The organism is Streptomyces sp. DvalAA-14 (assembly GCF_900091855.1).
Lineage (GTDB): Bacteria > Actinomycetota > Actinomycetes > Streptomycetales > Streptomycetaceae > Actinacidiphila.
Window position 1 is genome coordinate 43431 of the sequence record NZ_FMCH01000493.1, and the last position, 22469, is coordinate 65899.

General features: G+C 72.4%; 15 protein-coding genes. 5 read left to right on the plus strand and 10 right to left on the minus strand.

All coding sequences use genetic code 11. The features are described from left to right. Nucleotides 1-41 precede the first annotated feature (41 nt). The gene (locus tag GA0115240_RS26335; RefSeq protein WP_161302468.1) at nt 42-1547 is read right to left on the minus strand and encodes an alkaline phosphatase family protein; all 1506 of its coding nucleotides are present in this window, start codon (nt 1545-1547) and stop codon (nt 42-44) included. Nucleotides 1548-1782: 235 nt separating this feature from the next. Next, nucleotides 1783-5211 (minus strand): glycoside hydrolase family 3 C-terminal domain-containing protein, encoded by a 3429-nt coding sequence (locus GA0115240_RS26340; protein ID WP_202451754.1) that lies wholly within the window; start codon nt 5209-5211, stop codon nt 1783-1785. 518 nt (nt 5212-5729) lie between these two features. Between GA0115240_RS26340 and GA0115240_RS26345 the strand changes: the two genes are divergently transcribed. Next, on the plus strand, nt 5730-7262 hold the full coding sequence (locus GA0115240_RS26345; RefSeq protein WP_141708973.1) for a PE-PGRS family protein: 1533 nt from the start codon (nt 5730-5732) through the stop codon (nt 7260-7262). A gap of 155 nt (nt 7263-7417) precedes the next feature. Here GA0115240_RS26345 and GA0115240_RS26350 read toward each other — a convergent pair whose 3' ends face one another. Further along, nucleotides 7418-10405, minus strand: a complete 2988-nt coding sequence (locus GA0115240_RS26350; protein WP_141708974.1) for an FG-GAP repeat domain-containing protein — start codon at nt 10403-10405, stop codon at nt 7418-7420. A gap of 267 nt (nt 10406-10672) precedes the next feature. Between GA0115240_RS26350 and GA0115240_RS26355 the strand changes: the two genes are divergently transcribed. Both GA0115240_RS26355 and GA0115240_RS26360 read left to right on the plus strand, forming a co-directional pair. Then, complete coding sequence (locus GA0115240_RS26355) at nt 10673-11116, plus strand: G1 family glutamic endopeptidase (RefSeq protein WP_093740343.1); 444 nt, start codon at nt 10673-10675, stop codon at nt 11114-11116. After that, the gene (locus tag GA0115240_RS26360; protein WP_093740345.1) at nt 11071-11391 is read left to right on the plus strand and encodes a hypothetical protein; all 321 of its coding nucleotides are present in this window, start codon (nt 11071-11073) and stop codon (nt 11389-11391) included. The genes GA0115240_RS26355 and GA0115240_RS26360 overlap by 46 nt, the downstream gene beginning before the upstream one ends. Before the next feature lie 65 nt (nt 11392-11456). On the opposite strand, the gene GA0115240_RS26365 is transcribed toward GA0115240_RS26360, so the two are convergent. The 3 genes from GA0115240_RS26365 to GA0115240_RS26375 all read right to left on the minus strand — a co-directional run bounded on the left by GA0115240_RS26365 (nt 11457) and on the right by GA0115240_RS26375 (nt 14545). Then, nucleotides 11457-12062, minus strand: a complete 606-nt coding sequence (locus GA0115240_RS26365) for a GNAT family N-acetyltransferase (protein WP_093740347.1) — start codon at nt 12060-12062, stop codon at nt 11457-11459. Next, nucleotides 12059-13225: a ThiF family adenylyltransferase gene (locus GA0115240_RS26370; protein ID WP_256069991.1), complete on the minus strand. Its 1167-nt coding sequence runs from the start codon at nt 13223-13225 to the stop codon at nt 12059-12061. The genes GA0115240_RS26365 and GA0115240_RS26370 overlap by 4 nt, the downstream gene beginning before the upstream one ends. Before the next feature lie 216 nt (nt 13226-13441). Next, a complete protein-coding gene (locus GA0115240_RS26375) occupies nt 13442-14545 on the minus strand; it encodes an epoxide hydrolase family protein (protein WP_093740349.1) in 1104 nt (367 codons plus the stop codon). 112 nt (nt 14546-14657) lie between these two features. Here GA0115240_RS26375 and GA0115240_RS26380 point away from each other — a divergent pair, with 112 nt between their 5' ends. Together GA0115240_RS26380 and GA0115240_RS26385 are read left to right on the plus strand one after the other, a co-directional pair. Next, nucleotides 14658-15281, plus strand: a complete 624-nt coding sequence (locus tag GA0115240_RS26380) for a MarR family winged helix-turn-helix transcriptional regulator (RefSeq protein WP_093740351.1) — start codon at nt 14658-14660, stop codon at nt 15279-15281. A gap of 115 nt (nt 15282-15396) precedes the next feature. Further along, nucleotides 15397-16239, plus strand: coding sequence for a class I SAM-dependent methyltransferase (locus GA0115240_RS26385; protein WP_093740353.1), 843 nt, complete (start codon nt 15397-15399; stop codon nt 16237-16239). Nucleotides 16240-16317: 78 nt separating this feature from the next. Here GA0115240_RS26385 and GA0115240_RS26390 read toward each other — a convergent pair whose 3' ends face one another. The 4 genes from GA0115240_RS26390 to GA0115240_RS26410 all read right to left on the minus strand — a co-directional run bounded on the left by GA0115240_RS26390 (nt 16318) and on the right by GA0115240_RS26410 (nt 22144). Beyond that, nucleotides 16318-18039 (minus strand): hypothetical protein, encoded by a 1722-nt coding sequence (locus tag GA0115240_RS26390; RefSeq protein WP_093740355.1) that lies wholly within the window; start codon nt 18037-18039, stop codon nt 16318-16320. Between the two features lie 561 nt (nt 18040-18600). Then, nucleotides 18601-18852, minus strand: coding sequence for a hypothetical protein (locus GA0115240_RS26395; protein ID WP_093740357.1), 252 nt, complete (start codon nt 18850-18852; stop codon nt 18601-18603). 315 nt (nt 18853-19167) lie between these two features. Beyond that, nucleotides 19168-21657, minus strand: coding sequence for an aminopeptidase N (pepN, locus tag GA0115240_RS26405; RefSeq protein ID WP_093740361.1), 2490 nt, complete (start codon nt 21655-21657; stop codon nt 19168-19170). Between the two features lie 76 nt (nt 21658-21733). Continuing rightward, on the minus strand, nt 21734-22144 hold the full coding sequence (locus GA0115240_RS26410) for a Fur family transcriptional regulator (protein WP_093740363.1): 411 nt from the start codon (nt 22142-22144) through the stop codon (nt 21734-21736). Nucleotides 22145-22469: the final 325 nt, after the last annotated feature.

Genomic DNA, 22469 nt, shown 5'->3' on the forward strand with positions numbered 1-22469 from the left:
GCGGGATCCGGCCGTTTCCGGCCGGGCCCCGCCCCGCGGGCTTATCCGCGGTTGCCCTCGCGGAACGCGCGGCCGAACGCGTCCATGCCGTTGACCTGGGGCCGCACCGGCACCGGACGCGCATGGTCGTCGTGGTGGTGGACGCCGACCGGGTCGGGCGAGATCGAGGGGGTGCTGCCGGCCGAGCAGACGGCTGCCGCGTCGGTCACCGGGCCCAGCACCTGGCTGCTGCGGGGGATCGCGCCGGCCGGGACCGGGCGGCGCGGGGTGTGCTGCAGGACCTGGCCCAGGTCCTCGGCATGCGTGTCGCGCGCGGTGAGCGGGCGCAGTCCGAAGGTGGACTCGATCATCTTCAGGGTGGACGCGTGCTCGAAGGGGCCGTGGTGCACGATCCGGTCCGGGGCACGGTTGGACACCACGACGGTCGGCACCCGGAAGCCCAGTTGGGTGTAGTCGGGCTGCAACCGGCCCTCGACGGGCACCGTGCCGTCCCCGGTGTGGTCGACGTCCGCCGGGTCGGTGTCGTCGGTGACGCGTGGCGGCGGCACGTGGTCGTAGAAGCCGCCCCACTCGTCGTAGGTGATGACGAGCACGGTGTTGTCCAGGTATCCCGCGTCCGCCAGCGCGTGGTAGGTGTCCGCGATGAACCGCTCGCCCAGCCGGATGTCCGCGAAGGGGTGGTCGTCGGCGGATGTGCCGTTGCCCTCCGCGTCGAAGGCGGGGTCGATGAAGCTGACGTTGGGCAGTTGTCCGGCGGCCACGGTGTCCAGGAAGGACGGCGTGGTGACGGGGATGCCGAGCGCGTCGGTGTCGCCGTCGGCGAACGGGTGCCAGAACGGGAAGTACTTGGTGCCCCACAGCGCCAGGAAGGGCGAGTCCCGGAAGAAGTAACCGCCGGTGGGGATGCCCTGGTCGTTCGGGATCGGCGAGAGCTGGTCCCAGATGGTCGGCAGCGCGGAGAGCGTGTTGGAGTTGTGGTCGCGGTCGGTGCGGGCCGCGTGCTGGTAGAAGCGGTTGGGGAAGGTCTCGCCCGCGAAGGAGCAGAAGTAGCGGTCGAGAACCGTGTAGTGCTCGGCCAGGGCGCCGAGGACGGGGAGGTCGGGGACCGTCTTGCGGCGGTGGTGCCGGTCGAGGTTGGTGTAGTACCCGATCGGGAAGGTGTTGGCGGCGGCCGGTGTCAGGCCCGCGACGGGCTCCGCCACGGTCGGCCGCTGGAGGAAGCCGTCCATCCGCCTGCCGTTGGACTGGACGAGGAAGCCTTCCCAGCTGTGGTCGGGGTCGCTGTAGCCGCATCCCTGGAAGTCGGGCGCCAGCGGGTAGTTGGGGTAGAGCTTGCCGTCGGGTGCGGGGAAGGTCAGGTCGTGGCGACCGTCCGCGCCCGGCAGCCAGCCCAGGAAGTGGTCGAACGAACGGTTCTCCATCATGAGCACCACCACGTGCTCGATCCCGTTCGTACCGCGTCTGCGAACCCCGGGGCCGGCGGACGCCGCCGCCCGGGCGAGGAGTTCGGGGCCGCTGAACGCGGCCAGGCCCGTGGAGACACTCATCAGTCGGAGCGCATCTCTGCGTGTGAGCATGGCCTACAGCTTGCAAAGCCCGGGCCAATCCCGCGAGTCCGCGTGATGGCGGGCCAACGACCATCGCTCCAACAGTCGTTCAAGCCCACGCGGTGGCGGGTCGACGCGGGCGCCGCCGCGCGGTCCGGACGGGGTGGCCGGTCCGCGCGGCGGCGTGTTCCCTACCGCGGTCGGTCGCGGTGCCCCGGCCGGCGGGGCACCGCGCTCACTGCACGACGGACCACACGAAGGTGGCCGTACCGGAGACTCCCTGGGTGTCCTTGGCCGTCACCGTCACCGTGTAGGTGCCGAGCGTGCTGCCGGAACCGGAGACCGTGCCGTTCGACGCGATCGTGATGCCGGGCGGCAGCCCGCTCGCGGTGAAGGTCAGGGTCTGCGAGGTGTTGGAGTCCACGGCCTGCACGGCGAAGGAGACCGCCTTGCCCTTCGGGCTGCTGTAGCCGAAGGGGTTGACCACGCCGACCGTCTCCGCGCCCGGCACGCCCGAGTTCGCGGTGACGTTCGCGCTGACCGCCGTGTTGGGCAGCGAGACACCCGCGCCCGAGGCGCCTGCCGCGACCTGCCCGGTCAGCGTCTGGGCGAGGCTGGTCGAGCCGGTCAGCGGCAGGTTGTTGGACGCGTCCCCGACCTTGATCGAGTACCCGCCCGCGGCGGCCTCCCACTGGTTGTCCGCCGCCGACCAGGAGGCCAGGTCGTGGACGGTCAGCGGGAAGGTCACCGTCGAGCTCTGCCCGGGGTTGAGCGTGACGCGCTGGAAGCCGCTCAACTGCTCGGGCGGGTCCTGGCTGGCGGCCGGGTCGCCGACGTACATCTGGGCCACGTCCGCGCCCGCCACCGACCCGGTGTTGGTGACCGTCGCGGTCACCGTGGCCGTGCCGCCCGCGTTGAAGGCGCCGACGCTGAGGTTGGAGAAGGCGAACTTCGTGTAGGACAGGCCGAATCCGAACGGGAAGGCGGGGGTGATGTTCTGGGACTGGTACCAGCGGTAGCCGATGTCCGCTCCCTCGCTGTAGATCGGCCCGGTCGGGGTGCCCGGCCACTGCGCGGTGGTCTGGGCCGGGACCTGGCTCAGGCTGCCGGGGAAGGTGACCGGCAGTTTGCCGGACGGGTCGGCGGTGCCGAAGATCAGCGCGGCCGTGGCGGCGCCGGTCTCCCCGCCGCCGTACCAGTTCTCGAACACGCCGGCGACGTTGTTCAGCCACGGCATGACCACCGGCGAGCCGCTGTTGATCACCACGATGGTGTGCGGGTTCGCCGCGGCCACGTCGTTGATCATCGTCTCGTCGGCGCTGGACAGGTCGAGCGTGGCCAGGTCGCTCTCCTCGCCCTCGGGGGCGCTGACGTAGACGATCGCGTCGGTGGCCCCCTGGGCGGCGGCGACCGCCTGCGGGATGTCGGCGGTGCCGTTGTCGTCGCCGGCCGTGTAGGTGACCTTGACGTTAGGCCCGACCGCGTTCTGAATGCCGGTCAGCGGCCAGACGGTGTTGGAACTGTCGACTCCGCCGCTGCCGCCGCCGGCGAGTTCGACTCCGGCGCCGCCGTCGGTGCCGATCACCGCGATGGAGCCGGTCATGTTCGCGTTGAGCGGCAGCAGGCCGTTGTTCTTCAGCAGCACGGTGCCCTCCTCGCCGAGCTTCAGCGCGGTCTGCTGGTGCGCCGTGCTGGTGACGGTGGCCGAGAGCGAGCCGGTCTGCGGGTTGTCGAACAGGCCGAAGGCGAACATCTGGGTCAGGATCCTGGCCACGATGGCGTTCAGGGTCCCCTGCTTCAGCGTGCCGGCCGACAGGGCGGCGGCCACGTCGCCGGCGTCGGAGAACGGCATCGCTATGTCCATACCGCCCTCGGCGTCCGCGACGGCGTTGCCCGCGGCGCCCCAGTCGGAGACGACGAAGCCGCCGTAGTTCGCCTGCTCGTCGAGTCCGTCCTGCAGCATGTCCGCGTTCGCGCAGGAGGGCGCGCCGTTGACCACCGCGTAGGAGCACATCACCGAGCCCGGTGCGGACTGCTCGATGGCGCTCTGGAAGGGCGCCAGGTAGAGCTCTTCGAGCGCCTTCTGGCTGACCGTCTCGTCGTCGCCGCCGTTCGGGTAGCGCTCCTGGTCGTAGGCGGCGGCGTGCTTGACCTCGGCCATCACGCCCTGGCTCTGCAGGCCCTCGACCTCCGCGGAGGTGATCTGGCCGGCCAGGTACGGGTCCTCGCCGTAGGTCTCGTAGGTGCGGCCCCAGCGCGGGTCGCGCACCAGATTGGTCGTCGGGCCGAGCGCGACGTTGGCGCCCTTGCCGGCGAACTCGGCTCCCTTGGCGATGCCCTCCTGGTCGATCAGGGCCGGGTCCCAGGTCGCGGCGGCGCTCTCGCCGTCGGGGAAGGCCGTGACGCCGCCGTTCCCGTCGCCGACGCCGGACGGGCCGTCCTCGAGGTTCAGCGACGGGACGCACAGGTTCGGGATGCCGGCGACCTGGCCGATGTAACCCGAACTGCCGTCGCCGGAGGCCAGGGTGACCTCTTCGGCCTGGTCCATGGTGTCGAGCACCTGCTGGACCCGCTGGGCGACCGGCGCGGTGGAGCCGACCCACGGGCAGACACCGTTGCCGCCGGTGCCGTTGCCGCCGGTGACCGGGGCCACCGTGGTCAGGCCGTAGACGGCGAGCTCGAAGATCGAATAGCCGAAGGAGGTGGCCCGCGCGGTGCCGTCCATGCGGACGTAGCGGGCGGTCGTTGAGGCGGTGATCGACTGGCTCCCGCCGGTGCCGGCCGTCGTGGAGTAGATCGAGGTCCACGTCGAGTTGTTGGTGGACACCTCGACCTGGAACGCCTTGGCGTACGCGGCCTCCCACAGGATGCCCACGCCGCAGATCTGCTGCTGGGAACCGAGGTCGACCTCCAGCCACTGCGGGTCGCTGGCCGCGCTGGACCAGCGGCTGCCGGGGTCGCCGTCGGTGGCGCGGGGCGCCGGGTAATCGGTGGCGTCCTGGGTCGAGGAGGCCGTGGTCGGCTGGTCCAGGGCGAGGTCCTGCGTACCGCAGTACTCGGTCGGACCGGTGCCGCCGCCTCCGCCGCCCCCGCCGCCTCCGCCGCCGTTCGAGCCCTGGGTGAAGGCCATGGCGTGGAAGTTCCAGCCGTTGGAGTCCTGGTCGACGGTGAGCGTCTGCTGGCCGGCCGGCAGGGTGACGGGGACGGTGACCGTGGTCCAGGTCTCGTAGCCGCCGGTGTTCGGAACGGCGACCGCGCCGGTCAGATTGGTGCCGGCCGCGTTCGCGATGTGCAGCGCGTCGGTGATCCCGTACGGCGAGGCAAGCCGGAAGGCGACGTTGTAGGTCCCGGCGGTGGCCGCTTGGACGGTGTACTTGAACCACTGGCCGGGCGTGGTCCAGCCGAGGTCGTACGCGCCGCCGGGCGCCCCGGTGCCCTGCGTGTCCGCGGTGGTCTCGAGGTCGATCCCGTCGGAACGGTAGCTGTTGGCACTGCCGTTGCCGGCGGTGGCGTTGTACGCGACGCCCTGGCCGCCGGTGTCGTAGTTGGCCGCCTGGACCGTGCCGGGGACGGCGGCCGGGGTGCCGCCGAAGGCGCCGCTGCCGGCCGCGAAGGCCGAGGTGTGCGCCCCGGCCAGGGACAGGGCGAACAGGGCCGTGGCCACGAGCAGCGCGCGGACCGTGGGCCGGCGGTGGGGCGGTCGCGATCTGCCGCGCGCGGGCGCCGGCGGACGCAGGTGAGGGAGCAGCCTCATTGCATTCCCTTCGGTTGCCTGATCTTCTTCTCCGGCTCCGTACCGCTCGGTCGGTCGGCGGTGGGCGTGCGGGCCGACCGGCCCGGCCGGCGCCGGACGGTGTCTGCGGGCCCCCGCGGACGGCTCGCTCCCGCGCGTCCGGCACCGCCGAGCCGCGACTGGGCGCGACTGAGCAGACCGGATCCGCGGATTGTCCGCAGCGGCATGTCGGTGGTGCGGTGGTGCGCGGGTGCGGTGGTGCGGGGGGCGGTGCGTGGGGGTGCGTGTGGTGATGGGTGGGGTGCGGTGGTGCGTGCGGGTGCCGGGGCGGAAGTGCCGCCTCGGCCAGGAAGAGTGTCCCCCTCAGCAGGCGAAAGAGATGGGAGAGCGCTCTCCAAAGTTGCGTCAAACTTCTGCAACGGGTCGTCCCGCGGGGGAGGATGGCCGCCATGACAGGTGGAGACAACGGAACACCGGCGGCGGCGTGGAGTTCGGTGCTGCGCCGGCAGACCGCTTCGGCCGCGCTCGGTCAGGCGTGGCGCGAAGGGCTGGCCAGACATCGCGCCGCCCCCGCGCCCGTCCTGCTCCGGCTGCTCGATGTCGCCCCCGGGAAACGAGTGCCCGCCTACCTGACCTGGCGAAAGCTCCCCGAAGAGGTGGTCAGTGCCTGGCTCGCCCACCCGGAGTGGCGGGTGCGCTTCGCCCTGGCGGGCCGCGGGCTGCTCAGCCCCGAGGAGCGCGCCCAGCTCTTCCAGGACCCGGACCCCAAGCACCGATTGGTGCTCCTGGTCTGGGCCGTGGACGATCAACTCGCGCTCACCGAGGCGACGTTCACCCAGCTCGCCAACGATCCCGACCCCCGGGTGCGCGCCGAAGCGGCCCTGCACCGCCATCTGCCGACCCGGCATCTCGTGGCGCTCGCCACCGATCCGGACCCGCAGGTGCGCCGGTGCGCCGTTCCGCGCGCGTGGACCCACCTGGAACCCTCGGGCCAGGCGGCCCTTCTGGCGGACCCCGACCCCGGGGTCCGGGCTGACGCCGTGATCGGGCACCACCGCTCCACGCCGCTGTCGGCCGCCGCCTTCGCCGGGCTGCCGGACGACCGGCATCGCGAACGCGCCGCCGAAGGATGCGAACTCGACCGCGAGCTGGCCGAAACCCTGGTCCGCGGCGCCGAGACCGCGCTGCGCGGCGCCACCGCTCTGAACGCCGGCCTGGACGCCGACCTGGTCGCGCTGCTCGGCCAGGACCCCGACCCCCAGGTGCGCCTGCGGATCTCCGTCCGCCCGGACCTCACCGAAGCGGAACGCTCCCGCATAGCGGTCGAGCTCGCCCCGAACGTCCGCTACAGCCCGGTTGAATGGGTGCGGGACCTGGCGGACGACGCGGAGGCCATGCGCCGCTGCGCCACCTCCTCGCACGTACTGCTGCGCCGCGACGCCGCGTGCGCGAGGAACCTGCCGGACGACGTGGTCGACCTGCTGGCGCACGACGAGGACTGGGTGGTCCGGCTGCTGCTGGCCGAGCACTGCGACCAGGCCCCGGCGGAGCTGCTGCTGGAAATGGTGCGGACCTGGGAGGGCTACTCGGCCGCACGGCTGGTCGAGCACCCCAACTTCCCCCGGGAGCACACCCTGAGCTACGCGGACGATCCCCATCCCCGGATGCGTGAGCTCGCTCTCCTCGACCCGGAAGCGCCGGCCGATCTGGTCGAGCGGCTCAGCCGGGACCCGGACAACGGCGTCCGCTGGCGGGCCCTGCGCGACGAGCGCCTGTCCTCCGCATCGGTGATCCGACTGCTGGACGACCCTGACCACGGCATCAGGAACGCGGCGGCGGCCGACTCGCGGCTGCCCGCGCACGTCCTGGCCGGGCTCCTGTACGACACGGCGACCGCGGCCGCCGCCGCAGCGAATCCCGTTCTCCCCGAAAGCGTCATGCACCACCTCCTGGATCGGACACCGCCGACGGCGCCCGCCTGACCGGGCACGAGCGGCCGCCTGACCAGGCACGGGCGGCCGAGGGACGGTCAGGTCGTGACGCGGCCGGCCCGGCGTCCCGCGCGTGGCGGGGACGGCCGGGCCGGCCGGAGGTCGGGGGTCGGAGGTTTGCGGTCGCGGGTCAGGCGCGGGCCGGCTCAGTACAGGGCGCGGTAGCTGCTCCATCCGGTGGCGATCCGGGCGCCCCCGGCGAAGGTGCCCTTGCCGGTGCCGCTCCAGCGGAAGACGTTGCCCGCAGTGCTGCGGCCGACCAGGTCGGCCTTGCCGTCGCCGTCGAAGTCCCCCACTCCCACCAGGGCGTTGAAGGAGTTGAAGCCGGTACCGACCTGGGCCTTGGCGCTCCAGCCGCCCTTGCCGTTGCCCAGCCAGCGCCACAGCACGCCGGAGCGGTCGCGGGCGACCAGGTCACCGAACCCGTCACCGTTGAGATCCCCCGCGCCCACCAGCATGGTGTAGCCCGACAGGCCGGAGCCCACCTTGACCCGGGGCTTGAGACCGCCCTTGCCGTCGTTGGCGAACATCCACAGATCGCCCGCCTTGTCGCGCCCGAGGAGGTCGGGGCGCCCGTCGCCGTTCTCGTCGCCCGACGAGAGCAGCGTGGTGTACGCGTTCCAGCCGGTGCCCAGCGAGGTGCTGCGGTTGTTCGGGGAGAAGTCCGAGTTGCAACTGCCCTGCCACACCTTCAGCTCGCCCGCGGAGGTGCGCTCCAGCACGTCGTTGCACCGGTAACCGAGCAGGTCGCCGAACGGGATCAGCGTCGAAGCCGACGACCAGCCGGTCACGGTCCTGCGGTGCGGGTCGACGCCGCCCCGGCCGTTGCCCGCCTGGAGTTCCAGCACGCCCTTCGAACTCACCGTGAACAGGTCGCCGATGCCGTCGTCCCCGGAGGTGACGCCGGATCCGTAGTCGCGCGGCTCCATCGACTTCGCGGTGATCTGCCCGGACAGCTTCACACCGGCCGCGGCGTCGTCCACGGGAGTCGCGGACAGCGTCCAGCTGTAGGTGCCGCTGCGAACCGGCAGGCCGGTCAGCGGGTCACGCGCGTTCCAGCCGCTGATCCAGAGACTGCCGATGAGCGGCCCTCCCGAGGTCTGCCAGGTGAGTGCTCCGGTGCGCGTGTCGCGCAGTTGCAGCGTCCAGGAGGCGAGCGGCTGGGAGAACTCGAAGTAGGAATCCCAGCTCGGCATGTCGGTCCTCAGGTGCGGGTCCCCCACCTCGGTCGCCGTGATCTCCAGGGGCGAGGTGCTCACCTGCGGGAGCGCCACCTGCACCGCTCCGGAAGCGTCGAACCAGGCGACGCCGCCGCCGAACCGGTCCACCGCCCAGTACAGGCCGCGCTGGTCGTCGGGGGCGCCTTGGACGGCGGGCAGCGGCGCGAGATCGGCGGTGCCGACCTGGGCGGCGGGTACGGCGCCGGGCAGGTAGGTGATCCGCAGTTTCCCGGCCGTGTCGTCCTGACTCACCAGATACCCGTCACCCAGTTGGGCGAGGCCGGAGGGCACCGCGGTGCTCTTCCCGGTCGACCGGTCGAAGACGCCCGCCGGGCCGTCCGGACCGCAGGACCAGTACAACCGGCTGGTGACGGCCTGCAGTTCGCGCGGGACGCAGGGCGCGCCCAGCGTCACCGCGGCGCCCGCCTTGAGGGTCGCGGCGTCCGTCGGCACCACGGTCCCCGTGGCTGTCCCCGGGGTCCACAGCGTGCCGCCCCACAGGGCCGCCGCACCGGACGCCAGCACCTTGACCGTTTGGGGCGCGCCCCAGACGTCCTCGAGCCGCTGTTGCCCGGTGTGGTTGTCGCGGACGACCCGGTAGTGACCGGCCATCGCGACGACGGTGGTGTCCGCGTCGTTCAGCACGGATACCGCCTCGTCGGCGGTCAAGCGGCGGCAGGCGCCCACGCAGTCGTCCTGCCCGGCCGGGGTGGCCATCGAGAAAGAAGCGTTGGCCGGAGCCGAACCGAGCTCCCCGGCAGCGGTGCGGGTGATGTCCAGCGCGGTGACGTCGTCGCCGAACTCGACATTCGGGTCGTGCTCCGCCACCAGCAACCGGCGATCCGCGAACGCCAGGCCGCCGCCCTGCCACAAGGACAGTGCGGGGAGCGGCGCCAGCGTCTGCGCCGCGGGCGGGCCGTCCGGCGTCGCCGCGAGGCGCAGCACCCCCCAGTGCCGCGCGTCCGTTCCGCCGGCGACGATCGCGGTGCCCGAGGTCCCACCGGTGATCAGGGGCTCCGCCGAACGGTCCAGCACGGTCTGCCACTCGTTCTTCCCGATCGGCGTCGCCTTCACGATGTACGACGGGTACTGACCCTCGAACACCACCCAGTCGCCGAGTACCGCGACGGCCGTGGGCGTGGTGCCCACGTCGGCGGGGAAGGCGTCGACGGCCGGACCGCTGCCGGGACTGTTCCAGTTGAACGTCCCCAGGCCCTTCCCCGACATGGTGGCCACCACGTGGTCGCCGCTCAGCGCCACCGGCCCGGAGAGGGTGAAGTCCGCGGATTTCGTGAAGGGCGTGAACTGATAAGTCTTCAGGTCCAGTTCACCGAGCCGATTGCCATTCGCCGTCCCGTAGACGACCGCCGCCCTTGTCCCGTCGACAGCCGTGGAGACGAGCCCCGACCAGTCCGCGGGAAGGCCCTGCACCGCGTGGTCGATCTGCTCGCCGCCCGCCGGCGACGCCTGGAGGACATGCAGCGTTGCAGCCGAGGTGGCCTCGCGCCGGTCGACCAGGAGAGAGTCCGGGGTGAAGGAACCACCCCACGGGTCATCGGTGTTGGGCAGCCGTATGTTTACCGACGTCCCGTCGGCGTAGTCGTAGATGCGCCAGATCCCCGAGGTGGACCCCGCGTCCGGCTGCACCAACCCGTAGGCGCCGCTGTAGGCATTGGCGCGGGGCTGGTCCGGCCTGGTGGAGCCGTCGAAGCCGCGCCAGGTCGTGCCGTCCAGATAGCCGGCCTCGTTCGCGGCCCTGATGTCGGTGGACTGCGGCACCGGCGAGTAGTCCGGCTGGACCGTGATCGTCGGCATCCCCCCGGTGTCCGCGACGGCCGGCCCGATCGCGGGCAGGCCCGCGGCGACCGCCATCACCGCGGCCGTCACCACGAGCCTTGTCGTTCTGTGCGCCACGTGCGTTCCGCCCCCCTGACGAGCGCGCCGGGCCCGGGGGCATGGGTCCCGGGCCGGTCGCACCTTTGTTCTGCGGTCAGTTGGACTGCTGCGAGGGCCCGGTGTTTGCCCGCCCGAAAGTGAACACTAGGTGAACAGGCTGCCCGGTGGCGCCCTTTCCCGGCGACGCCCCGCGCGGGACGATGGCTCCCGCAGCGGTACGCGCCCCCGACGCTCGGACCCGCGCGTCGCCGGACAGCAGTGGACTCCGTGACGAGGAGCAGCACGATGACACCCTTACGACGCCTGCCCGCCGTCCTCGCTCTCAGCGGCGCCCTGCTCGCCGGCTGGAGTGCCGCGTGGGGCGCCGCACCCGCTCGCGCCGCCGCGCCGCACGGCGTGCCGTTCACCGGCGGATCGGGCGAGTCGGGCTATGTGGCCACCGGCGGCCGGTACACCTCCGTGTCGGCCGCCTGGACCCAGCCGCAGCTCGCCTGCTCCACCGACGGGTCCGACAGCACCTCCTCCTGGGTGGGTCTGGACGGGGCCACCGACCGGACCGTCGAGCAGGCCGGCACCAGCGGCCAGTGCTCCGGCACCACCGCCCCCGCCACCATGTACGCCTGGTACGAGCTGTATCCGGCGTACCCGGTCACCTCCCGAATCCGGTCAGGGCCGGCGACGCCGTGCGGGCCAGTGTCACCACCGACGGGAGCGGCACCTTCACGCTGACCGTCGCGGACACCACGGCCGGCTGGACCGCCTCGGCGAAGAAGACACTCGCCGGAGCCGGCCTGTCCTCCGCCGAAGTGCTGACCGATGTCCCGTCGGCGGGTCCGCCGCGCCCGATCGTCCGCTCCGCCGTCATCGCCGCGTTCACCGCGGCCACCGCCAACGGCCGCAGCCTGGCCCTGGCGAACCCGCAGGTCCAGCAGGCGGCAGGCACGGTCGTCTCGCCGATCACCGCCGCGGGGAACTTCACCGTCTCCTGGGCCGCCGTGCCGTGAGCGCTGAGCCGGACCGCCGGGGTGGTGCCGCGGCCGCCGGACCGCGCCCGGACGGCGCGGGCCGCTCAGACCCTGTCGAGCCGGACCGCGCTGTCGAGGATCGCCAGTTCGCTGTCGGTGGCCTGGAGTTTCCACTCGGGGGCGACGGCGGCGTAGCTGGTGACGTCGTGCCAGCATCCCTGGGTGCGGAAGAGCTGGCGGAGGGTGGCTTCGGGGCGCAGGCCCGCCGCGTGCATCACCTGCGGCATGAAGCGGTGGTCGCTGCGGTGGCCGGCCCAGATGCGGTGCAGGCCCAGCGGGCCGAAGCCGTAGGCCATCAGCAGGCGGCCGGCTTCGTGGCCGTGGCCCCGCACGGGAGCGCCGGGCAGCAGCACGAGGCTGGTGAGCATCGCGTTGCTCCCGTAGTCCTCGACGAGCAGTCCCATCGTGCCGACGAGGGCGTCGTCGTCCAGGGTGCAGACGGCGAGGGTGTACTTGCGCCGCGGGTGGGTGTGCGGCTGGGCGAGGCTCTGGGCGAAGGTGTCGTGGGCCTGGTCGGCGTCCATGCGGTCGACGCCCAGGTAGCGGGTGAGGATGCGGTTGGTGAGGATGCGCGCGAAGGCGTCGTGGTCGCCGGCGCGCAGTTCCCGCAGCCGCAGGTGGTCACCGCGGAGGTCGGGGATGCGGTTCACCGGGTGGCTCCGTGGGGGGCGGGCAGGGCGGCGGGGGCGGGGATGTGCGCGTCGAGGTCGAGGTAGTGGCGCCCCGAGGGGACGGGCCGGCCGAGCAGGATGCGGCGGGCGGTGTCGGCGACCAGGGCCGCGCCGAGCATGACGCCGCTGGCGAGTTGGGGCCAGCTGGACAGGGAGTGGCCGACCCGGGTGAGCGCGTCGGCCATGGCGGGGCTCAGGCGCTGCTCGTCGACGACACGGAGCAGGAAGCGGACGGTCTCGGCCGGGTCGAGGCCGCGTACGTCGGCGGCGGTGGTCGCGCCGGTGCGGCCGTGGAAGAGCGGGCGGTCCGGTTCGAGGTCGAAACGCTCGATGTCGAGCAGGCCGCGGTCGTTGGCGTCCATGAGGACGGGAATGCGTCGGCGGCGGGCGTGTTCGCGGGCGGCGACCTTCACCCAGGGGGTGTCGCACTCCTCGATCAGCAGGTCCAGGGCGCGGCTGCCGGCGCCGAAGAAGTCCTCGACGGTCTCCTCGGTGACGCCGCTGCGGTGGACCTCGATGTCCAGGTAGGGGTCCAGTTCGTACATGCGCCGGGCACACAGCAGGCTTTTCTCCGCGCCCAGTTCGTGGACTCCGGCGCGCAGCCGGTTCAGGTTCGACAGGCTCAGCCGGTCGAAGTCCGCCAGGCGGAAGGCACCGCCGACACCCTCCATCGCGCAGGTCAACGCGGCGCTACTGCCCACCGACAGCCCGATGACGCCCACCCGCCGCCGGAGCAGGCCCTGTTGCTGCTCCCGGGTGATCTTGTCGCGGTTGCGGTCGGTGCGCACCAGGCGGAACTCGGCTTCGGGCAGCACGTGCACCAGTCGTCCGGACCACGGATACCAGGCCCACCGGCCGTAGGAGTCGGGCTGTCCGCCCGTGGTGTCGGCGATCGCGCGGTCCAGGGACCGCGGGGTGAAGCTGTGTCCGGGGGACAGGCAGTGCAGGAGTTCGGTGACCTGGTCCGCGATCCGGTCATGGATCTCGCGCAGGACCGGCGAGTCCCGCAGCGCGGCCAGCGCCGCGGCGTCGGCGGCATGGGCCGGGTTCAGCAGGACCGGACGAAACGATTCGCTCATCTGCTGGGGTGAGGGCAGCACGAAGGACTCCGAGTCCGACCCGGAGGGCATGATGGGGGTCACGCGAGGACGCTAGCAAGCGGGTGATCTTGGACAGCGGCACGTCGCCCCTGGGAGCGTGCTCGAATTGATCTTCTAGACGGACGGGGGGCCGGGGCATCAGGCGCGGGCCGGGCTGACCCGGCGGACCCGGGGGCCGGGGCGCGTCCCCGCTCCCCCGGGTCGTGCCAGGCCGTGCCAGGCCGTCACCGGCCGCCACCGCGCCGGATCGGGACGGGCTCACCCGACCCCGACGGCTTCCTCCTTGATGCGGGCGAGGAAGAAGTCCCGGACGTCCTCGGCGAGCAGTTCCGGTACCTCCATCGCCGCGAAGTGGCCGCCGCGCTCGAACTCCGACCAGTGCCGGATGTCGTAGAGCCGCTCGGCGAGCGGTCGCACCGACTGGGTGATGTCGTGCGCGAACACCGCCACGCCGACCGGTACCGGGCACGGCTCGGTCCGCCGCGGGGAGTCGTGGTGCAGCCGCGCGGAGGACGCCGCGGTGGCCGTCAGCCAGTACAGCGAGACGTCGGTGAGGATCCGGTCGTCGCTGATCGGTGAGCGGGGATCGGTCCACTGTGCGAAACGCTCGGCGATCCAGACCAGTTGGCCGACCGGTGAGTCGGTCAGCGCGTAGCCGATGGTCTGCGGGGTGGCGGCCTGCAGGGACTGGTACGGGGGACGGTTCTCCATCAGCTGCCGGATCTTGTCCAGTCGGGCCTCGTCGGTCGCGGACAGCTCGATGCCGGCGTCCGGGACCGGGCGGGTCGGCAGGTAGTTGACGTGCACCCCGATGACCTGCCCGGGTGCCGCCGCGCCGAGCGCCGTCGAGATGCCCGCCCCGAAGTCGCCGCCCTGGGCGCCGTAGCGGTGGTAGCCGAGGCGGCGCATCAGCTCGGCCCAGGCCCGCGCGACCCGGGTGATGTCCCAGCCGCGCTCGTGGGTCGGACCGGAGAAGCCGTAGCCCGGGATGGACGGGATCACCAGGTGGAAGTCGCGCGACAGCGGCTCGATGACGTCGAGGAACTCCAGGAACGAACCGGGCCAGCCGTGGGTGAGGATCAGCGCGAGCGCGTCCGGTTTCGCGGACCGGACGTGGACGAAGTGGATGGTCTGGCCGTCGATCTCGGTGGTGAAGTGCGGGAGTTCGTTGAGTGCGGCCTCGTGCTCGCGCCAGTCGTAGCCGGTGCGCCAGCGCTCGGCCAGTTCCTGGAGCCGGGCCAGCGGGAAGCCGTAGTCCCGGCCGGCGTCGGCGACCTCGTTGGGCCAGCGGGTACGGGAGAGGCGGTCGGCCAGGTCGTCGAGGTCGGCCTGGGGGATGTCGATGCGGAACGGTTCGATCATGGTCCCTCCTCCGGGAGATTCATTCGGGCCATAAATGTTTGCAGGAGAAACGTTCGGCGTCCGAACGATAGCACAATCATAGGTGCGCCCAACGATTCGGTAGACTTGCCCGATGGAGAGTCCGCACGCTTCGCGCCATCCGCACGACCCGGTCCCGCCGCACGACCCGAGCCGGTCGCACGACCCGAGCCGGTCGCACGACCCGGGCCGGTCGCACGACCCGGGCCGGTCGCACGACCCGGGCCGGTCGCACGACCCGGGCCGGTCGCACGAGGAGACGCCCGCCAGCTGGGAGGGGCTGCCCAGTTGGCTGCTCGCCCAGACCGCCCACCACGCCGGACGTCTGGTGGCCGAGGGCTTCTCGTCCGTCGGCGGCCGTGGTTACCACTACCGCCTGCTCGCGGCGCTGGAGCAGTACGGCCCGGCCAGCCAGGCCGCACTCGGCCGCCGGAGCGGCATCCATGTCAGCGACATGGTCGCGACGATCAACGAACTCGCCGAGCGCGAACTGGTCGAGCGCGCCCCGGACCCCTCCGACCGCCGGCGCAACATCATCTCGCCGACCACTGCGGGCAAACGGCAACTGCGGCGGCTGGAGGAGCAGTTGGCCGAACGCCAGGACGAACTGCTGGCGCCGCTGTCGGCCGAGGAGCGGGAGCAGTTGACCGGACTGCTGTCCAAGCTCCTGGACCACCACAACCGACTGGCCGGCGCCCGCGGAGAGCCGCGGCGCTGACCGGGACGGGGGGCCGGGCGGCAGCCCCCTTGCGCTGTCGCTCTCGCCTGTTCTCCTAGGCTCTGCGGGAGGGCAGCTCCCCTCCTTCCCACCCCGAGCCGCAGGAGACCACGGTATGGCTGATCGAGACGTTGAACGGGAGCGCCGGTCCCGGGTGTTCGGTACGGTCGCGGCGGAGTACGCCCGGCTGCGACCGGCGCCGTGCGAGGCGGCGGTGGACTGGCTCCTGCCCGACGGCGGCCGGCGAGTGCTCGACCTGGCGGCGGGCGCGGGCACGCTCACCACGCTGCTCACCGAGCGGGTGCCCGAGGTGACGGCGGTCGAACCCGACGACCGGATGCGGGCCGAACTGACCGCCCGGTGCCCCGCCGCCACCGTGCTGAACGGCACCGCCGAGGCCCTGCCGCTGCCCGACGGCCGGCTCGACGCGGTGGTCGTCGCCTCCGCGTGGCACTGGTTCGACCCGGCCCGGGCCGTCCCCGAGATCGGCCGGGTGCTGCGGCCCGGCGGCCGGCTGGGTGTGGTCTGGAACAGCCTGGACACCACGGTGCCCTGGGTGGCGGAGTGGTACTCCGGCCTCCGGCCCGACCCGGCCACCGCGCGGCAGGATCCCGCGCAGCGCCACACCTCGCGCGGCGAGCGGCTGCGCAGCGACCTGCTCGCCCCCGGCTCGCCTTTCGCCGAACCCGAGGAACGCGCCTTCTCCTGCACCCGCCGCAGCACCCCGGGTGACGCTGCCGCGCTCCTGGGCACCTACAGCCGCGTCATCCTGCTGTCCCCCGAGGAGCGGGGGCAATTGCTGGCCACGGCCGAGCAGACGCTGCGCGAGCGGCTCGGGCTCGTCGGCGACGAGGAATTCGACCTGCCGTTCCGCTCACTGTGCTGGCGCACCACGCGATCCGACGCGTCCGCCGAGCGGGAGGCCGAGCCGGAGGTCGGGCGTCAGGCCGGTTCCTGACCACCCGGGGACCGCCCGGCCCGGACGGTCGCGGCCGTCCGCGAAACCGGGTGGTCCCCTCACCGATGTCCGCCGCGGCTACTGCTTGACCACGAAGTAGTCCCAAGCTCCCCAGGTGGTCACGTTGGTGGTGTCCTTCGCGCTCGCCGCGTACTCGGCGCGGAGGCGGAACTTGCCGCCGGTCGCGTGGGTCAGGGAGAGCCGGCCGTAGGCGGTGCCGGCCGAACTGAGCGGGGAGCAGCCGGTCGCCACGACGGTGTGCCAGGCGCCGCCGGAGAACTGCTGCTCCTGGAAGTGGGCGCACTGGCCGGTCTTGCGCGGGGTGACGGCGGCCTTGAGGACCGCGGTGGCCGTGTGGTGGTAGACGCGGTAGAGGGTCGTACCGATGCGGGCGCTGGCGTAGGAGTTGCCGAGCGTCTCGGCGAGCGCCACTCGGTCGTACCCCGTCCGCACCGCGGTCGCGGGAGCGTAACGGTAGTCACCGGCAAAGGAGGCGGTGAAGGTGGTGCTGCCGCTGAGCTTGTACAGGGCCGACAAGCGGCCGGCCGAGTCGACCGTGCCGGTCTTGACCAGGATTTTCGTGCCCCCGTACGGCTGGGCCCAGATCGAGACGGTGCGGCCGTTGTAGGTCGGGCCGAGGGTCGCCGTCAGCGTCGCGGTCCCGCCGTAGTCGTAGACCGAGGCGTTGCCGGTCAGGGTCAGCGGTGTGGCGGCGCGGGAGAGCTGCGTGGTCACGGACGCGCCCGCGGCCTGGCGGGCGGTGTCGCCCGGGTAGCTCACCCGGTAGGTGTTGGCGCCGCCGATCTGCGGGGTGTCGGTGATGCCGAAGGTTCCGTCGGCGGCGACAGGGACGTCCGGCAGTGCGGTGCCGCCGGCGTGGCCCAGGTCCGTCCTGGTCACGTGGACGACTCCGCCGGAGGGGTACGGGCCGGCGGAGAGCTGTCCGGTGACGCTGATCGGCGTGGCCCGCGTGGCGGACTTCGGCGCGGTCAGGGACAGGGTGGTGACGGCGGGCGGAGGAGGCGGCGACGGCACGTAGAAGGTGTACGTGGCCAAGTTGTTGAGATTGCCCGCCGCGTCGACCGCGGAGACGTCGAGGATCTGCGAGCCCCAGGACAAGGACATCGTCACGCTGGCGTTGCCGTCGGCGTCGACGGGGACCCGGATGCCGGAGTCGCCCTCGTATCCGCCGAGGGAGTACACGAAGTGGTCGAGTCCGCTGACCCCGCAGTCCGCGGTACCGGCCGTGGCGCATCCGGCCGGCAGCGTTTCCCGCGAACTGAAGTGGAACGTGGTCGGCTGCCCAGCGGTTTTGAGCGGCGATCCCGGCGCGCCGTTCAGCGGGAAGTCCGGGTTGGTGACGACGGTGGGGGCCGGTGAGCTGAAGTCCACCGTGAAGTAACACGTCGCCGTCGGAGTGGAGTAGGCGGTCCCGTCGTACGTCGAGGCGTTCCAGGCATACGTGTGACCGTCCGTCAGGGACAGCGGCACATGAACGGTCTGCGAGAAGACCGGTATCAGGTCCGCGACCCCCTCGACCGACTGCGAACCGTCGACGTCCCAGGCGTGCACGGCGCCCGGATACCGCACGTTGTTCACCTTCGACAGGGGTACGTCGAGTTGGACGTCGAAACCGGGAAGTCGGTTCGGCGTGACCCAGTCGGCACCGCCGCACCCGTAGCCGGTCGCCGCACTGGGCGTCGGCAGCGCCGGATCGACCGGCATGTCGGCGGCGGACGCCGCCGTCCCGGAAAGCACCGTCAGCACGGCCAGCAGCGATCCGGCCACCAAGGCCGCCATGGCCGCCGGCCGTCTTCGCCGGTTTCCCTTTCCCCGCATGTCCGTCCCTCCCCTGCCGGGCGACCCGGCGACGCCGTCCCAGGTGGTGCGCTGGGCACGGATGATCAGAGCGATCGGACGTTATCAGCACACCCCGACATCCCCTGGCGGCCGGGGTGGCCCGGGTCCCCGGGCCTGCGCGAGGCGCCCCACCTGCTGCGCGGTCTCCCTCCCCCCGGAAAAACCCTCTTGGGCCCCGCCGCCCCGATCAGTACGGTGAGCCGCCCAGGGAACGGACACGGGGAAGGCGGCACGACGATGCCCGAGCAGTCGCGCGGGACGACCACGACGTTGTGGCGGCCGACCGGACGAGGATTACGCGATACGGATCGCCCGTGTCTGGAACGTGCCCACCCCCCGGCGTGGGTTACGTGTCCCGGCGCCCGGTCACCCCTCGGCCCGGAACACATGGACGACCTCGATCGGACCGACGATGTGCCGGTTGAACTCCCAACTCCACAGCCGAAACCTACAGTTCCGGGATCGTCCGACCGCCGGCCCGGCCCCGGGACGGGGGTGGGCTCACTCGGCCTCGGGCTCGGGGTCGGGCTCCGGCTCAGGGGCCGGTGGGGCGGCGCCGGTGTCGGACTGGCGGCAGGGGGCGGTCCAACGCTCCTCGGTGTGGGCCCAGTCGCCGTCCCGGGCGAAGCCGCACTCCCGCAGCATGTGGTCGAGATCCGCGGTGGGAAAGCCGTCGGCTGACCCGGCGGGGGTCACCGTGACGACCAGAGCGCCCACTTCGCCCCGGTGGGGGTGATCGTCGAGGCTGCGCACCGTGAGATGCCACTGATCGTCGCCGCGGGCGGCTTCCGCCCGGTACGGCGCCGCCGCCGGCGAAACCGGTTCGGCTTCGGCCTCGACTTCGGGATCGGGATCGGCCGCCGGTTCGGCTCCAGCTCCGGCTTCAGCCTCAGCCTCAGCTTCGGTTCGGACTTCGGGCACAGGTGCCTCCCTCGGGTCGCGTCGTGAGAACGTCTGCCCGGCTTCCGGGGAACATCGCCTGCCCGGCGCCTGAAGCCTTCGCAAAGAACACTTTTCCGCCCTGACCTGCGATTCGGGCCGGCCGCCGCGGCCCGGAGGCGGGCGCCGTCAGAGCCGGTGGGCGTAGGCGCGGCGCAGGTCGTCGAGGCCGTCGGCGAGGTGGCGGCGCAGGAGCGGGGTCACGTCGGGGCGGGCCAGGCACGCCTCGGCCGCACGCAGGGTGTCTGCGGTGGCGGCGCCGGTCGGGAACAGGCCCTGGCCGAGCGCCTTGACGACCGCGCCGCCGCGGTCGCCGACCGCCGGGATCTGCTCGAAGTACCGTCGCACATAGTCCTGTTGACGCTGCGGTGCACCGGAACGCCAGAAGCCCTCGGCAGTCGCGGCGAGCAGCCGGTTGGACAGCGCGCCGGGGGTGAACAGCCGCCGCCAGGCCCGGTCCTTGGCGGCGTCGTCCGGGAGGGCGGCGCGGGCGCGGGCGGCGCCCTGCTCACCGGTGTCGCTGGCGTCGGAGGACTGCTCGGCGGCGATCTGCTCCTCGCCGGCGGCTCCGGTCGCGGCGAGCCGGGCCAGCGCGGCCCAGCGCAGGTCGGCGTCGAAGGGGAGCCCGCCCGGCAGGTCGCGGCCCGCGAGCCAGCCGGTCAGCTCGGCGAGCCGGTCGTCTCCCGTCGCGGTGGCGATCGTCGCGTGCAGGGCGGCGATCCGCAGACCGCGTCCGGCGTCCGGACGGGTCAGGACGGCCCGCGCGGTGTCGCCGAGCAGGACGAGCGCGGCGGGGCGGTCGGCCGGGTCGAGGTACCGGGCGACGACATGGTCGGTGGCGAAGGTCAGCACCGCCTCGAGGACGCTGTCCGAGGTCTCGACGGGCAGGTGGTCGGCGACCATGCGCAGATAGCGGTCGGCCGGCAGTTCGGCGGAGCGGGTCAGGTGGCGGGCGTGTTCCCACAGGACGGCCCGGGCCAGTTCGTCACGGACGGCGGACAGCGAAGCGGCGACAGTGGCCGCCGACTGCTCGTCGAGCCGGATGCGCGCCCAGGTCAGATCGCCGTCGTTGGGCAGCAGCAGGGCGGGGCGGGGGGCGCCGGCCAGCTCGGGCAGCGGAGTGCGGCCCCCGGGGTCGACCGATGCGTCCAGCCGTTGCCGCGCTGTGATCGCCGCCCCGTCCCACACGTAGACCCCGATCCGCACGCGGTGCGGGCGGCTGCCGTTGTTGACCAGCACGGCGGAGGTGACAGCGCCGTCGGCTGCCTCGACCTCGATCCGCAGGGTGTCCACGCCGCTGGTGCGCAGCCACAGGTCGGCCCAGTCGGACACGTCCGGGCTGGAGTCGGCGGTGCTCAGCGCGGCGAGGAAGTCGCCGAGGTCCGCGTTGCCCCAACGGTGGGCGGCGAAATAGGCGTTGAGGCCGGCGAAGAACCGTTCGTCGCCGAGCCGGTGCGCCAGTTGGCGGAGCGCCGAGGCGCCCTTGGCGTAGGAGATGCCGTCGAAGCCGGACAGCGCCTCGGCGGCGGAGGTCGCGCCGGTGGCGGCGACGGGGTGGGTGGTGGGGCGCTGATCGGCGTCGTAGCCCCAGCTCTTGCGGCGTGCGGCGAACAGCGTCCAGGAGTCGGTGTACCGGGTGGCTTCGGCCGCGATCCGGTAGCCGAGCACCTCCGCGAACGACTCATTCAGCCATACGTCGTCCCACCAGCCGAGCGTGACCAGGTCGCCGAACCACATGTGGGCCATCTCGTGACACACCACGACGGCGCGCAGTGTGCGCTGTGCGTCGGTCGGCGCCGAGCGGAAGAGCATCTCGTCCCGGAAGATGACGCAGCCCGGGTTCTCCATCGCGCCCCAGTTGAACTCGGGCATGAACGCCTGGTCGTAGCCGCCGAACGGGTAGCGCTCCTCGAACAGTTCGTGCAGCCGATCGAGGCTCGCGCGGGTCACCTCGAACAAGTCCGGTGCCTCGCGGTCGAGTTCGGCGGCGAGCGAGCGGCGGGCGTACAACCCGAGCGGGATGCCGTCGTGTTCGGCGCGGACCGCGTGCAGCGGGCCGGCGACCAGGGTGGTCAAGTAGGTGGAGATCGGCCCGACCGGGGCGATCTCCCATCGTCCGTCGGCGCGTTGGTCGGCCGAGCCGTTGCCGATCACCGTCCAGCCGTCGGGTGCGGTGACGGTGAAGGTGAACGGGGCTTTCATATCGGGCTGGTCGAAACAGGCGAAGATCTTCGGGGCCAGGTCGGGCCCGCACGAGGCGTAGACGTAACCGGCGCCGTCGGCCGGGTCGGTGAAGTGGTGCAGGCCCTCGGCGGTGTGCGAGTAGGCCATGTCGGCGTCGACCAGCAGCTCGTTCTCGGCGGCCAGGTCGGGCAGTCGCAACCGGTTGGCCCCGACGACGGCGGGGTCGAGCGCCCGGCCGTTCAGTTCGACGCGGTGCAGCACGGCAGGCTCGATCTCCACGAACGATTCCGCCCCGGGTTCCGCGCAGGCGAACCGGATCACGGTGGTGCTGCGGAAGATCCGGTCGCCGCGGCTGACGTCCAGGGCTACGAAACAGGACCGCACGTCGAGCAACCGGGCGCGGATCACGGCCTCAGTACGGAGCAGGGCTGGCATCCCCGCATGCTGCCGCAGTTCCCCCGGGTCGGACAAGCGGTTCTCCGCGGAGCGGACAGCACCGCCCGGACAGGGCCTAGGCGCAGGCCGGGCACAGGCCGCGGTAGGTGACCTCGGCCTGGGAGACCGTGAAGCCGAATCGTTCCTCCGCCGGGAGGTCGGCCAGCGGGTCGCCGGTCGGGTGGACGTCGCGGACGGTGCCGCACCGGGAGCACACCAGGTGCTGGTGCGGGTGGTGCGCGTTGGGGTCGTACCGCTTGGCGCGGCCGTCGGTGGTGACCTCTATCACTTCACCGAGGGAGACCAGCTCGCCGAGGGTGTTGTAGACGGTCGCCCGGGAGATCTCGGGCAGCCGCCGCGCCGCCCGGGCGTGCACCTCGTCGGCGGTGAGGTGCACATGGTCGCCGTCGAGGACCTGCGCGACGACGCGTCGCTGGGACGTCATTCGCCAGCCGCGTCCTCGCAGTCGCTCCAGCAGGTCACTCATATCGGGTCACCTATTCAGGTTTGGCGGAAAACCGAAGTTACAGCGGATGTCCGGATTCTGATCAGATCTGCCTTTGGCGCACTTCTTGACTTGGACTCAGTCCATCGTAGGATCGGTTCCGGCGATAGCCAAGGGACGGGGAAGACTCCGGTACCGCAGGAGACCACGACGTGATGGGCCACCGCGGGGGAATGCGGCGGCCCCGGCCCGCGGAGGACAGCCGCGGGTGACGGCCGCCGTCGCGCTCACCGCGCGGCCCGTGCCCGGCTGTGCCGCCGCCCGCAAGCCCTGAGCACCGTGATCCGCCTGGTCCGGAAGGATTTCC

Excerpts from the sequence above, each read along its gene's own strand:
- GA0115240_RS26335 (WP_161302468.1), bottom strand. The coding sequence starts at position 1,547 with ATGAGTGTCTCCACGGGCCTGGCCGCGTTCAGCGGCCCCGAACTCCTC.
- GA0115240_RS26345 (WP_141708973.1), top strand. The coding sequence starts at position 5,730 with ATGACAGGTGGAGACAACGGAACACCGGCGGCGGCGTGGAGTTCGGTG.
- GA0115240_RS26355 (WP_093740343.1), top strand. The coding sequence starts at position 10,673 with ATGACACCCTTACGACGCCTGCCCGCCGTCCTCGCTCTCAGCGGCGCC.
- GA0115240_RS26375 (WP_093740349.1), bottom strand. The coding sequence starts at position 14,545 with ATGATCGAACCGTTCCGCATCGACATCCCCCAGGCCGACCTCGACGAC.
- GA0115240_RS26380 (WP_093740351.1), top strand. The coding sequence starts at position 14,658 with ATGGAGAGTCCGCACGCTTCGCGCCATCCGCACGACCCGGTCCCGCCG.
- GA0115240_RS26385 (WP_093740353.1), top strand. The coding sequence starts at position 15,397 with ATGGCTGATCGAGACGTTGAACGGGAGCGCCGGTCCCGGGTGTTCGGT.
- GA0115240_RS26390 (WP_093740355.1), bottom strand. The coding sequence starts at position 18,039 with ATGGCGGCCTTGGTGGCCGGATCGCTGCTGGCCGTGCTGACGGTGCTT.
- pepN (WP_093740361.1), bottom strand. The coding sequence starts at position 21,657 with ATGCCAGCCCTGCTCCGTACTGAGGCCGTGATCCGCGCCCGGTTGCTC.
- GA0115240_RS26410 (WP_093740363.1), bottom strand. The coding sequence starts at position 22,144 with ATGAGTGACCTGCTGGAGCGACTGCGAGGACGCGGCTGGCGAATGACG.